The sequence below is a fragment of the Paenibacillus salivarius genome, from assembly GCF_051307165.1.
In the GTDB taxonomy this organism is placed as follows: domain Bacteria; phylum Bacillota; class Bacilli; order Paenibacillales; family Paenibacillaceae; genus Fontibacillus.
In genome coordinates, this window is sequence record NZ_CP195592.1 from 5,244,435 (window position 1) to 5,259,121 (window position 14,687).

Annotated in this window: 12 protein-coding genes; 3 read left to right on the forward strand and 9 right to left on the reverse strand. The window is 52.4% G+C overall.

Annotated features, from left to right (window positions below; genetic code table 11):
* Window positions 1–47 precede the first annotated feature (47 nt).
* The 3 genes from ACSFXJ_RS24325 to ACSFXJ_RS24335 all read right to left on the reverse strand — a co-directional run bounded on the left by ACSFXJ_RS24325 (window position 48) and on the right by ACSFXJ_RS24335 (window position 3,568).
* Window positions 48–1,421, reverse strand: coding sequence for a diguanylate cyclase domain-containing protein (locus tag ACSFXJ_RS24325; RefSeq protein WP_435922876.1), 1,374 nt, complete (start codon window positions 1,419–1,421; stop codon window positions 48–50).
* Between the two features lie 162 nt (window positions 1,422–1,583).
* The gene (locus ACSFXJ_RS24330; RefSeq protein ID WP_435922877.1) at window positions 1,584–2,105 is read right to left on the reverse strand and encodes a hypothetical protein; all 522 of its coding nucleotides are present in this window, start codon (window positions 2,103–2,105) and stop codon (window positions 1,584–1,586) included.
* Between the two features lie 173 nt (window positions 2,106–2,278).
* On the reverse strand, window positions 2,279–3,568 hold the full coding sequence (locus tag ACSFXJ_RS24335; protein ID WP_435922878.1) for an NCS2 family permease: 1,290 nt from the start codon (window positions 3,566–3,568) through the stop codon (window positions 2,279–2,281).
* A 143-nt stretch (window positions 3,569–3,711) separates the two neighbouring features.
* Between ACSFXJ_RS24335 and ACSFXJ_RS24340 the strand changes: the two genes are divergently transcribed.
* The gene (locus tag ACSFXJ_RS24340) at window positions 3,712–4,464 is read left to right on the forward strand and encodes an SDR family NAD(P)-dependent oxidoreductase (RefSeq protein WP_435922879.1); all 753 of its coding nucleotides are present in this window, start codon (window positions 3,712–3,714) and stop codon (window positions 4,462–4,464) included.
* Between the two features lie 29 nt (window positions 4,465–4,493).
* Here the strand turns inward: ACSFXJ_RS24340 and ACSFXJ_RS24345 are convergent, their stop codons facing one another.
* The 6 genes from ACSFXJ_RS24345 to ACSFXJ_RS24370 form a co-directional block, all read right to left on the reverse strand.
* Window positions 4,494–4,898, reverse strand: a complete 405-nt coding sequence (locus tag ACSFXJ_RS24345; protein WP_435922880.1) for an ArsR/SmtB family transcription factor — start codon at window positions 4,896–4,898, stop codon at window positions 4,494–4,496.
* A gap of 2 nt (window positions 4,899–4,900) precedes the next feature.
* A complete protein-coding gene (locus tag ACSFXJ_RS24350) occupies window positions 4,901–5,326 on the reverse strand; it encodes an SRPBCC family protein (RefSeq protein WP_435922881.1) in 426 nt (141 codons plus the stop codon).
* Between the two features lie 180 nt (window positions 5,327–5,506).
* Complete coding sequence (locus tag ACSFXJ_RS24355; protein ID WP_435922882.1) at window positions 5,507–7,621, reverse strand: glycoside hydrolase family 36 protein; 2,115 nt, start codon at window positions 7,619–7,621, stop codon at window positions 5,507–5,509.
* Window positions 7,622–7,724: 103 nt separating this feature from the next.
* Complete coding sequence (locus ACSFXJ_RS24360) at window positions 7,725–9,038, reverse strand: ABC transporter substrate-binding protein (protein WP_435922883.1); 1,314 nt, start codon at window positions 9,036–9,038, stop codon at window positions 7,725–7,727.
* 138 nt (window positions 9,039–9,176) lie between these two features.
* The gene (locus tag ACSFXJ_RS24365; protein ID WP_435922884.1) at window positions 9,177–10,826 is read right to left on the reverse strand and encodes a response regulator transcription factor; all 1,650 of its coding nucleotides are present in this window, start codon (window positions 10,824–10,826) and stop codon (window positions 9,177–9,179) included.
* Window positions 10,819–12,642, reverse strand: coding sequence for a sensor histidine kinase (locus tag ACSFXJ_RS24370; protein ID WP_435922885.1), 1,824 nt, complete (start codon window positions 12,640–12,642; stop codon window positions 10,819–10,821). Before ACSFXJ_RS24370 ends, ACSFXJ_RS24365 begins: the two co-directional genes overlap by 8 nt.
* 143 nt (window positions 12,643–12,785) lie before the next feature.
* Here ACSFXJ_RS24370 and ACSFXJ_RS24375 point away from each other — a divergent pair, with 143 nt between their 5' ends.
* Both ACSFXJ_RS24375 and ACSFXJ_RS24380 read left to right on the forward strand, forming a co-directional pair.
* Window positions 12,786–13,670: a carbohydrate ABC transporter permease gene (locus ACSFXJ_RS24375; RefSeq protein WP_435922886.1), complete on the forward strand. Its 885-nt coding sequence runs from the start codon at window positions 12,786–12,788 to the stop codon at window positions 13,668–13,670.
* Window positions 13,670–14,503 carry a carbohydrate ABC transporter permease gene (locus ACSFXJ_RS24380; RefSeq protein WP_435922888.1) on the forward strand — a complete coding sequence of 278 codons (834 nt, stop codon included), beginning with the start codon at window positions 13,670–13,672 and terminating at the stop codon, window positions 14,501–14,503. The genes ACSFXJ_RS24375 and ACSFXJ_RS24380 overlap by 1 nt, the downstream gene beginning before the upstream one ends.
* The last annotated feature ends 184 nt before the right edge of the window (window positions 14,504–14,687 follow it).

A 14,687-nucleotide genomic window follows, 5' to 3' on the forward strand; every position in this document is an offset into this window, starting at 1 on the left:
CCCCTCCACGGGATCACCCTGTTTTATTTGTTTAAAGCCCTACAGCGTCAAGATTGCACAAAATACTGATTGCGCCCTTCCCGCTTCGCCTCATACATCGCTTCGTCCGCCTTATGGATCAACACATCCAGATCGCACGGCCCTCCTTCATGCACGCAAACGCCTATGCTCGGGGTCACGATGAGCTGCCTTCCCCGATATTCTACGGGTTGCGAAAGGTTGGACAGGATTCGCTCCGCCACGACCGAAGCGCGCTTGGCATCGCTGCCGGCCAGCATCAGCAGGAATTCGTCCCCCCCGATACGGCAAGCGATGTCCTCATTCCGGATTTGCCCTGACAATCTGCCGGCGATTTCACGGAGCAAATAGTCGCCCGCGCTATGGCCGAATTCATCGTTGACTTCCTTGAAATTGTCCAAATCGATAAACATGATCGCCAGCAATTGCGCACCTTCGCTCAAGTATCGGTCAAACTGCTTTTTAAACATCGTCCGGTTCGGCAGTTCGGTCAATTCGTCGTGATATGCCAGAAATTCAACTTGTTCTTCCAGCCTTTTTCGTTCGGAAATATCCAATATGACGCCTTCGAGGCGCTCCAGATTTCCCCGCGGATTAAAGATCGGAGTCCCCCGAATTTGGACCCATCGGGACTCGCCGTCCTTTCGAAAAATACGGCATTCCGTTCTCACGCTTTTCCGCTCGAGCATCATTTCCTTTTGAATTTGCGTGATGATGTGCTGGTCTTCGGGAAAGACGATATCGCTCAAGATGCGGTAATCGCCGGCGAATTGCGATTTCGGCCAACCGCTGATGTGAACGATCCCCTCCGAAAGCTCCATATGTCCGCCGCTCAAATCATAGGACCAGGCAGCGATCTCGACGTTTTCCAGAATGCTGTTGAGCCGGCTTCCGCTTTGCTCCACTTTTACCCATAGCTTCTTGATATATTTGGTTAACACCAACGAAAACAGCGTCATAAACAAACCCCAGACCATGATGTAGACCTGATCGCTGGAATCCACACCGGGGAACATTTCCTTGTGAAACTTTTGAAACATAAAAACCGCCGTGATCATGTACAGGACTCCGGTAAGCAGAACGGCATAATAATTCAGGTATAGTAGTGTAAAAAGAGGCAAGAGGCCCAAAAACAAAAAATTGACCAGATACGGATTTTCGAGACTTAGCATCAGCAAAAACACATAGGGCGAGGCTATGATCAAGCACATGGTCAAGTCCGGCAGACGGCGGCTGGCCACCATCAATACCAGAACCATACCCAGCACCGGAGCAATGGGCGGGTTTAAAACATATATGGTTTTGTCCACGACGAGATTTACGGCGAGTGAAACGAGAAAAAAACATATGAGCAGCCTTATCATCAATACATTACGCCGATGCGTTTCTTGCAACCTGTCCATAATCTATTTCACGCTCTCTAAAAAATAGTAATAAAGAACTATAATTATAATCTCTTTCCATATTACACCTTTAGGAATATTATGGGTACATGTTGTCGAAAAATTATTTTTTCAAAGAACGAAAAAAAGACCGGAATATTCTCCGGCCTTTCGGTTTCAAGTTTAGGGGACGTACTGTTGAACGATACGAACCACCCGTCCGTTTTCAATCGTCAGATGATAAGGGAACTGGCTAAGGTCCAGCACGTCTCTGCGCTGAAACATTGCTATCAATTCAGGTAGTTCTATGGACTCATTCCAAGAAATGTCGAGATCCTCCGGATTTCCGGTACGATCATAGATTTGCAATCGAACTTCGGCATCCTTCGCGACCGGAAGAAGCTCACGCTCCTCCTTCTCGTTCACGATATAGTAGCCGTCCGGCGGTCCGTCGATCCCGGCATCCGGCTCGTATTTGGCGAATACATCCGCTGCCTCTTTGCCGGTATACCATTCGATCGGATCGACCGTCATTTCCGCGCCGTTCCCTGTCAGATTCAAACGGTCCATATATACGGTGATTTCCCTGGATTCCCGGTCGGCCGGTTTGGCTTCGGGCCCGGCGGCTCCGGAACTGGATGCGGATAAAGAAGACATAACGACAATCAGGAATAGTGGGAGCAATACGGTCAACATTTTTTTCATTACGGGTCCCGCCTTTCCGGTCTTCGATATAATGAGGGCTCTAACAATAAATAACCTGATTTCCAATTTTCAAACACGCCAGGTGACGTTATTCTCATTATATGACTTGAAGACCGGAAAAGGGTCACAGCCAGGTAAAATCCGGTAACAAAATCTTCGTTATTGGAAGCGCCTTAATGCGCCGGAAAAAATGTGAGTTGGATGATAAAAATCAAACCGAACACATAAAGCAGCGGATGCACCTCGCGCCCTCTTCCGCTCACCAGCTTCATCACGGGGTAGGTGATGAAGCCGACGGCGATCCCCGTTGCGATACTTGCTGTAAGGGGCATCATGAGCAGAATGGCGAAAGCCGGGAAAGCCTCGTCAAACTGTTTCCACTTGATGCGCGCCAGTCCTTCCATCATAAAGCATCCGACAATAATCAGCGCCGGAGCCGTAATGGCCGAGAGCGAGGAAATGGTGCTGACGAGCGGCGAGAAGAAGATCGACAACAGGAATAAAGCCGCCACTACCAATGAGGTGAGGCCCGTCCGCCCCCCTGCGGCAACCCCGGTCGTCGATTCGACGAAAGCCGTTGTCGGGCTTGTCCCGAACAATGAACCTACCGTCGTCGCGGTCGCATCGGCCAGCAAGGCGGATTTGGCGCGGGGGAACTCCCCGTTTTTCATCGCGCCCGTCTGCTCGGCTACTCCGATGAGCGTACCGGTGGTATCGAACAGAGTTACCAGAAGGAAGGCGAACACGGTCGTATATAACCCCTGGGTAAAGACCCCCGAAAGGTTCATGTCCATAAAGACCGGAGCGGGCGGAGCGGAAACGATTCCCTCAAAATGAAGCTGCCCCGTAAAATACCCGATCAATGCGGTCACCGCCATGCCGATAAAGAGCGCGCCCGGTACCCTTCTTGCCATGAGGATCAGCGTGACGAAGATCCCGATAACCGTCAGCAGCGTTACCGAACGGTGCAGATCGCCGAAGGTGACGAGATTGCTGGGATTGGCCACGACGATCCCGGACATTTTCAGGCCGAGAAAAGCGATAAACAACCCGATTCCAGCGGTGATGCCGAATTTCAGCGAATCGGGAATCGCCTTGATTAAAGCTTCCCGAAGCCGGGTTAAACTCAGAAGCAAAAACAGCACCCCGGCGATAAAAACCGTTCCAAGCACGGTCTGGTAAGTTAAGCCGGTAGATGCGACAACGCTGGTGAAATAAGCGTTAAGCCCCATGCCCGGCGCGATGGCGATCGGGTGATTGGCGAACAAGGCCATAAACAGCGTGCCGACTACCGCGGAAATGACCGTTGCCATAAATACCTGGTCGAACGGGATGCCGGCAGCATGCAATACGGCCGGGTTAACGACCAGAATGTAAGACATGGCGAGGAACGTGGTGAACCCGGCCAGCAGCTCGGTTTTGACGCTCGTTCCATGTTCCGCAAGCTTAAAAAATTTAAACATACGTCTCTTCCTTCCTAAGGAACATTAAAAAGGCTATTATTTAAAACTTTAAGAAAAATGCGCTCTTCTGAAGCAATAACTGATATATTTGTTTTTATGGCAATGAAAAACATCGTACAGAAATGCAGAGGAGGCAATTTTTCATGTTAAGCAACAGCAATACGGCACCGGCGGTTGCCTTGGTTACCGGCGCAAGCCGGGGAATCGGCAAAGCCGTCGCGCTAGAGTTGGCTAAAGCAGGCCACCACTTGATTATCAATTATTTCGGAGACGACAAGGAAGCCGCCGATGTCCTGCGTCAGGCCGAGTCTCATGGCATTCGCGCGGAATTGTGCCACGCCGACGTCAGCGATCCGGAACAGGTCCGGCATATGTTCGAAATGATTGACCGGGAGTTTGGCCGGCTGGATGTTTTAGTCAACAATGCAGGGATCGGCGAAACCGCCAAGCTGACGGAAATGAGTAACGACCAGTGGGACCGGATGATCAAAATCCACCTTTACGGCGCATTTTATACTTCACGCGAAGCCGCACGCCGGATGCTGGAACAAAAGTCCGGGAAAATCATCAATATGACTTCGGATCTCGCCAGTCAAGGCGCGGCGGAGCTATCCCATTACGCCGCGGCGAAAGGCGGGGTTACCGCCCTCACAAAATCGCTTGCCCGGGAGCTTGCTCCCCACGTACTCGTGAACGCCGTAGCACCAGGAGGCACGTTTACCGATGTCCGTTCTTCCCTGGAGGATAGCGATCGAAACGATAACCGTTATTTACTCGGAAGACTTGCATTTCCGCAGGAAATTGCAAAATCGGTACTTTTCCTCGCTTCGAATGACGGGAATATATACACAGGACAGGTCCTCGGCGCCAACGGGGGCAGCGTGATGAACGGGTAGGATGCACCGATTCCAGGTATCCGAATGGATCACGGAAGGTCGGGTTTCTCCAAGGCTGTCCCCGTTTCGGCCCGGACAAGCGTGATCCCTGCCGGATCCGCGCCCTCCGAGTCATCGGACTCTACATAGTGCTTCAGCTGAGAAAGCTTGTTTTCCCAGAACCGGTCAAAGTAAGCCAGCCAACGCTTCATCTCAAGAAGCGGGTCGGCATCCAAGCGGTATCGCGTTTCCCTGCCCACTTTCCGTTCCCGGACCAGCCCCGCTTCTCCAAGGACCCGCAAATGCTTTGAAACGGCGGTGCGGCTTATCGGAAAATGACCGGAAAGGTCTTTTAACGCCAGCTCCTTGTCGCCAAGCAGGCTCAGCAGTTCCCGGCGGGTCGGGTCGGCAACCGCTTGGAACACGTCCTGCTTCGGCGCAGTTGCCGAGGACATCGTCAGCCTCCGACGTAGGCGGACAGCTTGCCGACGAGGCCTGCCCAGCCTTGGTCCATTCGATCGCGTACAATGGCGTGCGGTTCGCCGAATTCCGTAACCTGCTCCGCGGTCCATCCCCCGTGAATGAGGGTGAACTCGGTTTGTCCTTCTTTCTCATTCAGTTCGAAGGTCAACGTCCAGTCTTTGCCCCAACGGAAAGAAAGACGGTGCGGCGGATCGACCAATGTCACTTTGCAAGGGGATTCTCCAAAAGGGCCCGCCTGCAAATGGAATTCATGTCCTTCCACCGGCTGTAGATCGTTCGGCATAAACCAGGCGGATAAGCCATCCGCGGTAGCTACCGCATCCCAAACTTTTTGAACCGGCGCTTTTAACATCACGGTGTGGCGTATATCGGGCAAGGCCCCATTCATTTCTTTTTCCATGTTCTAAACTCCTCTCAAAATAGAAACCTTATGGTTTCGCTTTTTTTGCGACAAGCATCATTATATGAAACCAAAAGGTTTCCTGTCAAGTGAAAAAGAAAGGCCATGATCACTCCCATGCATTCCATAGGATGTGATTATGGCCCTTTCTTCATTCCGTATTAAACAACCCTTTGATGCTTACATTCGAATCTCGAATAATCTGGCTGTCTTTTCAGCCGGGAGAACCACTTTCAACTCTCCGGCCTCGGCATTCCACTCGCAGCTTCCGGCAAAACCGCCCGGATAGGCACAGCGCACTTCCAGCGGTTTGCCTTGCAGCCATCCCAGAGGGATCGTCTTCTCCGCCGGCTTGCCGCCATCCTCATTCTCAGCCGCCCGCACCCTCCATACGGCCAGGTACAAACGGTCATTCTTGCGGAGACCGAGGCTCACCCATTCATCCTGCTGCGTCGGCAACCCGAGCGGCCAAAACGGAAGCGCCTCGGGAATATCCGCCCGAATCGCCTTGTAATAATCGAGCGCTTCTTTGACGAGCTCCCGCCTGCGCGGACTGAGCTCAGCCAAATGCCCGCTTTGATGCACGCGGAGCAGCAGCGCGTTGACCATGTTGAACACGACTTCCTCGTCGTCGCCCTCCCGCAGCGGGTAGGACCAGACCGCCGATTGCTCCGGCGTCAGCGCCGACGGCGATGCCGCGGCGATCGCCGCATAGTTGACGTAGTCCTCCTGATCGCTGGTGGACTGGATACTATGCCGGCTGAGCATGGCATAGTCCATGCGCATCCCGCCGCTGGAACAATTCTCGATCACGAGGTCCGGGTAGCGGGCAAAAATCCCGTCCAACCAGTCAAGGTAAGCCCGGTTGTGCTGAAGGAGTCCGTCCCCGAAGCTGTCCGCATCCGTTTCCGTCCCGATTCCCGCATTGATGTTATAGTCCATTTTGATATAGCCGACGCCGTAATCTTCAACCAACCGCCGGATAACCTCCGTCGCGTGTTCGACGACTTTCGGGTTTCGGTAATCCAGCTGATACCGGCTGCGGTCCTTGACCCGTTTGCCGTGCCGCATGAAGAACCAGCTATCGTCCGTGTCTTTCAGCTTCGGACTATTGATCCCCATCACTTCCAGCTCCAGCCACAGTCCAGGGATCATTCCTTTGCCGCGGATATAGTCGAGGACATACTTGATCCCTTCCGGAAAGCGCTCGTCGGACGGAAGCCATTCCCCGACGCCGTCCCACCATTCCCCGGGAGCATACCAGCCCGCATCGATGCAGAAATATTCGCACCCGGTCTCGGCCGCCGCATCGATGAGCGGCAACAGCTTTTCCGTAGTCGGGCTTCCCCATAGACAGTTCATATAGTCATTGAAAATCACTTTCAAGGTCCGGTTATCTTCGTTCGGACGGCGGATCGTCCGCCGGTACCGGGTCAACGCTCCGATCGACGACTCAAAGCCGCCTTGAACCGAACCGACCGCCACCGGGACGCTCACGAACTTTTCTCCCGGCCCAAGCTGATCCCACCAGTGATTGTCATGCTCGGTCGGCCCGCTCACCAGCAAGGTCAAATGGTCGTATTGGTCCACGATCTCCCAATGCCAGGAGCCGTTGTGCTCAATTTGCCAAAACAAGCTTTGGCCGGCTTCTTCGTTTTCCAGCACGGCCATCGGAATATGCTCGGCCGCGGACCAGGATCCGGTGTTGCTGCAGGAGATCCGCTTGGAGGTCCGGTCGATCAAATGGGACAGGCCGAGCTCCGGCAGCCGATAGCTTCTCCATTGCAGCTCGCTTTGCCAGCCGGTATGCGGGATGTACAGCTTCATTTTCTCGTCCCGGGACGCACTACCTTCTTTGTCGATTCCCGTCAGCGCGAATGAAGATACATATTCGACGCCCAAGGGGGCGGAGCCGCCGTTGATCAATTCAACCCAAACGCGGGCCACCGGAATTCCGTCGTAAAATTGGACATGCTGGATGGCCCAAAGCGAATTGACGGGATCGAGCAATCCGATTTGCAGTTTACGCCCAAGTTCGTTCCGGCTGTCCGAATGGCACTCGTACCGCATGCGCAGTCCGGGGTACGACGCCCTGTGCGACCTGCCGTGGTATTCCGCCCGGTCTTCACCGGTCAGCTGCAATTCCATCAGGCGAAATCCCGGTTTCTGCGCCTCGTTCACCGTTTGTTTTCGATAGGGTGCCGATCCGAAATGAAGCAGTCTGACATCCTTTTCCTCTGTCACCTCAATAAACAGATAAAGTCCATTTTCCGCGATTTCAATCACTTGCGCCATCGTCGTCCCACCTTTCTTTTAAGACCATTCTAAAAATAAACGCCGCCTAAAACAATCGACGCAGGCACCACTAGGTGCTGCGTCGATGTTGAAGTTCATGATATTATTGTGCGGATCCGAGTTGTACCCAAGCTTGCTCGATTTCCGTTACAGCCTGGTCCTTCTTCTTGCTGCCGCCGATGTAGGCTTGCATAATCTCGCCGAATTTTTGATGGAACGTATCCAGCGAGTAGTTGACGGACAGATCGGCAGTGCCTTCCGTTTTCGTCAATTCTTCCATTTGCTTCGGCATATCCAGATCCGGAATCGGAGCGTCCTTGATCGGAGGAATAACCTTCGCTACGCCGGAGAACCAGTTCTTGCCGTAGTCGGAAGTGTACAGCCAGTTGAAAAATTCGATCGTTTCATTGACCACTTTGGAATCTTTGTTGATCCGCAGCGCCTGGTCGGCACCGGTAATGATTTGGGACTGCTCGGCTTTGTCGCTGACAGGATAGCCTGCGATGCCGATTTGAATGTCCGGCGTGATTTTCTTGATCGCTTCTTCATCCCATGCGCCCTTACCGGTCATGATCGCAGCTTTGCCTGCCGCAAAGTCGCTCACTTGCGCGTTGCTGTCGCGTTCAAGCGGTTTGTCCGTACCGTGCTTCACCGTCGTGTCGATGAAATTGAAGAAGTTGTTGTACAGTACCGGGTAATCTTTGATTTTAGCTTCGCCGGCGATGAACTTGTTGACAAGATCCTTAGGTTCTACGCCCGCATCCTGTGCCGCCGCATCCACGAAATGTTGGAAAATATGCTTCCATACCCACCACTCTTTATAAGCGTTAGCGAAAGGCGTGATGCCTTTGGCTTCCAGCTTGGCAATGGCGTCGTCCATTTCGGCCGTCGTTTTCGGGAAGCTCGTAATTCCCGCTTCCTCAAACAATTTCTTGTTGTAAATGATAGAGAACAGGTTGCCTTTCACCGGCAGACCGAGCACCTTACCGTCGGAGGAGGACATATTCGCCTTCACCGCATCGGTCATTGCCGCAGCAAGCGGTTCATTGGTCAAGTCCGCGCTGTATTCTGCAAAAGTGTCGATATCTCCGCCCGCGGTCGTCTGGAATACGTCAGGCGTGCTGCCCGATGCGATTCTCGACTTCAGGACCGTATTGTAGTCCGCCTGCATAATTTCCAGGTTGATCGTTACGTTAGGCTTTACCTTTTTGTATTCCGCAATATACGCGTTAAAAGCATCGGTGTATTCCGGAGAGGCCGTGAACATGTTGATCGTAACCGGCTTAGCCGCGCCGCCGTTCGTACCGGCATTGCCCGCGTTCCCGCCGTTATTGGCCGCGTTGTTGCCGCCGCAGGCGGACAGCAGGCCCATAATGAGCGTCAAACTAAAGGAAAGCGCTAAAATCTTCTTTTTCATTAAGTGATACCCCCACTTTCCGAGTGTGATTGTCTAGAGGTTATACCTTCTATGGTTCCTATTCTAAAGAAAAGGATTCATGTTAAAAATGTAGATAAGTGGTGAGTTTAGGGTAAAAAAGTGAAGTGCTCGTCCTGTTCACTTTTTGGCACTATCGGCTCCCCGGCTGCGGTATTCGGAAGGCGAAACGGAATAGTAATTACGGAAAGCCTTGCTGAAATAATTTTTGTCCTTATAGCCGAGCATCTCCGAGATCTCCTGGATTTTGAGCGACGAATCGTCCAGCAGCTGCTGGGCCTTGTCCATCCTCACCTTTTGAACATACTCATGGATACCGTACCCGAACTGCTGCTTGAACAGCTTCATCAAATATTCCCGGCTGAGAAAATACTTCTCTGTGAACATGGAGATCTTGATGTCTTCGAAATAGTGGTTATCGATATACTCCTTGATATCCTCCACATTGAACGGACGGCTTCCCGATAAAGACTGCCGAATCTGCTCGCTGTAATACTCCAGAATCCGGATCAGTACTTGTTCGAACTGATCGAACATAGCAAAATCCGTCTCGATTCCGAAGGATCGGAGCTCCCGCTCTCCGCCCGAAGAAGGCGTGCGGTCGGCCGGTACGCCCAGTTCCAGCGCCATGTCGTTCAGCAGGACCACGATTTCGCGGATGACCCGGTCGGCGTCCCCTAAGGAGAATCCGTCCGACGACCGGATCTTGCCCGAAAACTCGCCCAGCACGGTTTTTGCCTGATTCAGGTTGCCGGCTTCGAGTGCCGTGCGGAGAAACGGCATTCTCCCCGTCAACGAATGGATCTCCTTCTGCGTCGGCTTATCCGGTTGGCCGATGACCGCCTTACCGGTCAAGCGCAGCAAATCGATCTGCCGCACGGAACCCACGGCGGCTTCATAGGAGTCGGCAAGGTCCAGCGGTTCCGTTCCGACGGGTCCGAAGCCGCCCGCGGCGATAATTCCGAACAAGGAGCTCAAATGATTGACGATGCTTTTCAGAACCTGCTCCGCCCGGAACATCAATTCTTTCGGATAACCTCCCCGCGAAGTGAAAACGGCGATAATTTCCCGCTCCTGCTTTGGGTTGGCAAAGCTGAAGTACGTTAGCCCATCGTTCGACATTTCGTTAATGACGTTGGCCACGGCGAAATAGAGCAGCTCCGTATCGGCATGAAAACGGCTGTCCCGGATCGCCTCCATATTGAGGATCCGCAGGACCAGCACGCCATAGCGCAAATTCGGATCCTCCGCCCCGATGAGGGATAGAAACGCCCCGTTGTTCCGCTTTTTGAAGCTGCGCTCGATAATGGAGAAATAAATTTTCTCCTTCAGCTTCGGCAGGGACATATTATAGGCAATATTTTTGGTGATCGATTCGCTGCGGACTCGATGTTTGGCCTCAAGCAGGCCGACCGCCTTGCCCAGCGCCTGGTTCAGATCCTGGCGGTTGATCGGCTTGAGCAAATAATCCACGACCTTGGAGTGGATCGCCTGGCGGGTATACTCGAAATCGTTATATCCGCTCACCACGATGGTCAGGAGTTCAGGAAATTCCGTTTCCACCGCCCGCAGAAACTCGGCCCCGTTCATTTCAGGCATTTTCATATCGACCATCACGATATCGGGCCGGTATTCTCTCAGCATGTCCAGGCCGGCTTTCCCGTCATTCGCTTCAAGCACATCCTCGATCTGCAAGCCTTCCCAATCCCCCAAAATTCGGATCGCCTCGCGAACGGGTTCCTCATCATCGATAATTAGCGCCCTATACATGACTCTGACCTCCCCGCGGGATCAGCATCGTCATTTTCGTTCCGTTATCCCCGCTTTGAATGTCTAACCCGGCCTCTTCCCCATATAAAAGCTTAAGGCGAGTGTTGAGATTTTTAAGTCCGATATTGTCCCCCTCCTGCTCTTCCCATTCCGTACGGAACGACTCCAAAATTTCCTCCATGCGGGCAGGAGGGATGCCCGGACCGTTATCCTCGACCGTAATCACTGCCTGCTTCTCTTCGAGCTCCGCGCGGATGGTGATCCAAACCTCTCCGGATATTTTTTCCACGGCATGTTTAATCGAATTTTCCACAAGGGAAGTAACGGACAGCTTCGGAATTTGAAAATCCATCAACGAATCTTCCCAATCGATGACCACGTTCAGGCGGCTGCCGAATCTCGCTTTTTGCAGCGCCAAGTAACGGTCAATATGCTTAAGCTCCTCCTTAGCGTACACGATGTCTTTCCCGCTTATGCAATACCTGAGCGTTAATGCCAGCGCATCCACCATATCGGCAACCTCAAATTCTCCGCTTTTCAGCGCTTTCGTGGAAATCGCCTGCAGCGCGTTGTATAGAAAATGCGGGTTGATTTCCGCTTCCAGCGCCTTCAGGATGGCGTTTTTCTCGACCAGTTTCATTTTGTACCGCTCGTTGATCAGGTCGTTGGTCCGGCTCACCATCCGGTTGAAGTGGCGGGTCAGATAGGCGATTTCATCCCGGCCCTTGACCTGCGCCTCCGCGTCGAACGTCCCTTCGCTGAATCTTTTCATTTGATGGGACAGCTTCTTCAGCGGTTGCGTAATCGCATTGGAGATCAAGGTCACCAGAATCACCGAAGCGATCAGGAACAGCAAGCCGATCAAATAGCTCAAATTCCGCGTCTTTCGGGCAGCTTCGTATATACTGCTGTAGGGAATCGGCTTGACCAGCTTCCAGCCTTCCTGCGGTCCGATGTCGTAAACCATCAAATACTTGTTGTCATCCATTTTCAATGTCACCGGCGACTCCTCCCCTTCCGGTCCTTTCAACTGTTCCAGCCACCCCTCATCCTTCATCCGTTCATAAAAATCCAGGTCGTCGGCATGAAACGGCACGTTATCCGGATCGAGAAAAAGCAAATGCTCTCCATCTTGAAAGGGAATGTCCTTCATGATTTCATCCTTGACCGACGGCTTCAGGTAAAAAGAAATGACCGCTCTCGGTTCCCGGGAGGCAATCGAACGCAGCACCCGGTGATACGCCATAAAGCCCGGATCGGAAACGGTATCGTACACCGGAACGGAACCCGGTTCCAAAAACGATTGATAGGACCGGTTGGACGGGCTCTTCATCGCTTGCTGGTACCAGTCCTCATAGGGAACTTGACCTTCATAACCAATTTTCAGCTTGATATCGTAGGCTTCCTGGGTGATCGAATAAAATTTGCCTTGGCCGATAAGGTACAAGCAGATCCCGCTCAAATCGCTGCGCCGGGAGTAAAACAAATTGCGCAAATAATCCTCCAGGTACATCTTCGAGGCATAGTCGTCCGCCTCATTGACCACCGCCCGGATCAAATCGTCGTAATTGATTTGGGGCAGCGACAGCTGTTCGATCCCCTCAAGGTAATCCTCCAACTTCTGATTGACCAGCAACAAATTGTTGGATGTGCTCGACATCCGATGCGTGACGGATTCCTTCTGGATCATTTGATAAGAAATCACCGTAAGGGATCCTACGACGAGAATAATAATGGTGGAAAAAAACAAAATAAGCTTATTGACCAGCCTTCGCGACATGCGGTCGGCCAAATTGTTGAACGCTCGCTTGATCATGGACAGTTCACCTTTTTACCCTTAACTGTTTATTTAAATCCATTTAGGGCGGCTCAGGCCCTGCTCTATAATTACAGTAAAGGTTGTTCAAAAAGTCAACTTGGCGGGCGCTTACGCTCTGCCGCGAAAAAGAGGTGCATGAAATGAAACTGGGAAGAAAATGGTCGGAGAAACTGGAGTTCGGCGCTTTTACGCTGCCGATCCTCATCTGTGTTCTTGCGGTGTTCTATTACCCTTTCGTAATGACGATTCGCTATTCCCTGACCAAGTGGAACGGGATCTCCAAGCATCCGGCATACGTCGGATTCGATAACTTCAAGCAAATTTTTATGGGGGACGCCAATTTTACGCATGCCGCCTGGTTTACCGTAAAATACGCGATCCTGTACATCGTTCTGGTCAATGTGCTCGCCATTCTCTTGGCGCTGGTGCTGGACATGAAGCTGAAAACGACCAATTGGCTAAGAGCGGCGTTCTTTATTCCTTACATTCTTAGTTTGGTTATCGTCGGCTTCATCTGGAAATTTATTTTCATGCAAGGCTTCGAATCTTTGGGAGAAAGCACAGGCTGGGGAATCTTCTCGCTCAGCTGGCTCGGGGAACCGGGTCTTGCGTTCATTTCGATTTTGTTCGTTTCGCTGTGGCAATCGATCGGTTTTTACATGGTGATCTACATCGCGGGCTTGCAATCGGTTCCGGACGACTTGAAGGAAGCCGCTACCGTGGACGGTGCCGGACCGGTCCGCCGCTTCTTTAACGTCACCTTGCCGCTTTTGGCCCCGTCGATTACGATTTCCGTCTTCATGGCGCTGACGAACTCGATCAAAGTATTCGACGTCATCCTGTCGCTGACCGGAGGCGGTCCCGGCGGGACGACTTATTCCGTCGCTTACGACATTTACCGCGACACGTTCCAGAATAACCTGTACGGTTACGGGACGGCGAAAGCCCTTATTCTGTTCGTGGCCGTGCTGATCATTACGATCATTCAATTGACGATCTTCAAACGCAGGGAGGTTGAGGCTTAATGAAAACGAGAAGCAGAGGCGGACGGATTGTCCTGGAAGTGATTATGGTCATCCTGTCCTTGTTATTCCTGTATCCGTTGTTTCTGACCATCATCAACTCCCTGAAAAGCTTCCAGGAGGTCATGACCGACGTCATCGCCCTCCCGAAGGCGCTCGCTTTTGAAAATTACAGCTACGTATGGGAATTCATCAACTACCCGCGTCTGTTCCTGAACAATGCGGTCATTACGATTCTGGGCTTGGCCGGGATCATTCTCGTGTCCTCCATCGCTTCTTACAAGCTGGCCCGGACGAAATCCAAAGCAAGCTCGATCATTTATTTCCTGTGCATTATGCCGATGCTGATTCCGTTTCAGTCGATCATGCTGACCGTACTGCAAATGGCCAAAAGCTTGCATCTGTCCGAAAGCACATGGGGACTCGGCCTCCTGTACTGGGGCTTCGGGGCTCCGCTGGCCGTCTTCATCTACCACGGCTTCGTGAAGGGGATTCCGAAGGAAATCGACGAAAGCGCGACGATCGACGGAGCTTCCGGATTCCGGCTCTTCTTCAGCGTGATCTTCCCGCTTTTGAAGTCCGTGACGACGACGATCATCATCATCGACGTGATGTGGATCTGGAACGACTTCCTGCTCCCATTGCTCATGGTCAACGGGTCGCCGTCCACCAAGACGTTGACGCTGGCCGCCTATACCTTCGTCGGACAATATACCTCCGACTGGCAGTATGCAATGACCGCCATGGTCATGGCCGTACTCCCGTCCATCATCGTCTTTATCTTCTTGCAAAAATACATCGTCAAAGGCGTCGTTGCCGGTGCGGTGAAAGGTTAAGCTATGTAAGTAAAACGCCGGATCGCGGTGCTGTGCCGCGGTGCCGGCGTTTTTTGCACCCACTTTGGCAAATCACGGACGGGCGTAAGGGCCCTATTTGCTGAATTTGGATAAAACATACCCCGATACAGGAATATAAGCACCACGATATTCGTTAAAAATATAAGGAAGGCGATTTCGAGCG

Excerpts from the sequence above, each read along its gene's own strand:
- ACSFXJ_RS24365 (WP_435922884.1), bottom strand. The coding sequence starts at position 10,826 with ATGTATAGGGCGCTAATTATCGATGATGAGGAACCCGTTCGCGAGGCG.
- ACSFXJ_RS24340 (WP_435922879.1), top strand. The coding sequence starts at position 3,712 with ATGTTAAGCAACAGCAATACGGCACCGGCGGTTGCCTTGGTTACCGGC.
- ACSFXJ_RS24355 (WP_435922882.1), bottom strand. The coding sequence starts at position 7,621 with ATGGCGCAAGTGATTGAAATCGCGGAAAATGGACTTTATCTGTTTATT.
- ACSFXJ_RS24330 (WP_435922877.1), bottom strand. The coding sequence starts at position 2,105 with ATGAAAAAAATGTTGACCGTATTGCTCCCACTATTCCTGATTGTCGTT.
- ACSFXJ_RS24370 (WP_435922885.1), bottom strand. The coding sequence starts at position 12,642 with ATGATCAAGCGAGCGTTCAACAATTTGGCCGACCGCATGTCGCGAAGG.
- ACSFXJ_RS24375 (WP_435922886.1), top strand. The coding sequence starts at position 12,786 with ATGAAACTGGGAAGAAAATGGTCGGAGAAACTGGAGTTCGGCGCTTTT.
- ACSFXJ_RS24380 (WP_435922888.1), top strand. The coding sequence starts at position 13,670 with ATGAAAACGAGAAGCAGAGGCGGACGGATTGTCCTGGAAGTGATTATG.
- ACSFXJ_RS24350 (WP_435922881.1), bottom strand. The coding sequence starts at position 5,326 with ATGGAAAAAGAAATGAATGGGGCCTTGCCCGATATACGCCACACCGTG.
- ACSFXJ_RS24360 (WP_435922883.1), bottom strand. The coding sequence starts at position 9,038 with ATGAAAAAGAAGATTTTAGCGCTTTCCTTTAGTTTGACGCTCATTATG.
- ACSFXJ_RS24335 (WP_435922878.1), bottom strand. The coding sequence starts at position 3,568 with ATGTTTAAATTTTTTAAGCTTGCGGAACATGGAACGAGCGTCAAAACC.
- ACSFXJ_RS24325 (WP_435922876.1), bottom strand. The coding sequence starts at position 1,421 with ATGGACAGGTTGCAAGAAACGCATCGGCGTAATGTATTGATGATAAGG.
- ACSFXJ_RS24345 (WP_435922880.1), bottom strand. The coding sequence starts at position 4,898 with ATGTCCTCGGCAACTGCGCCGAAGCAGGACGTGTTCCAAGCGGTTGCC.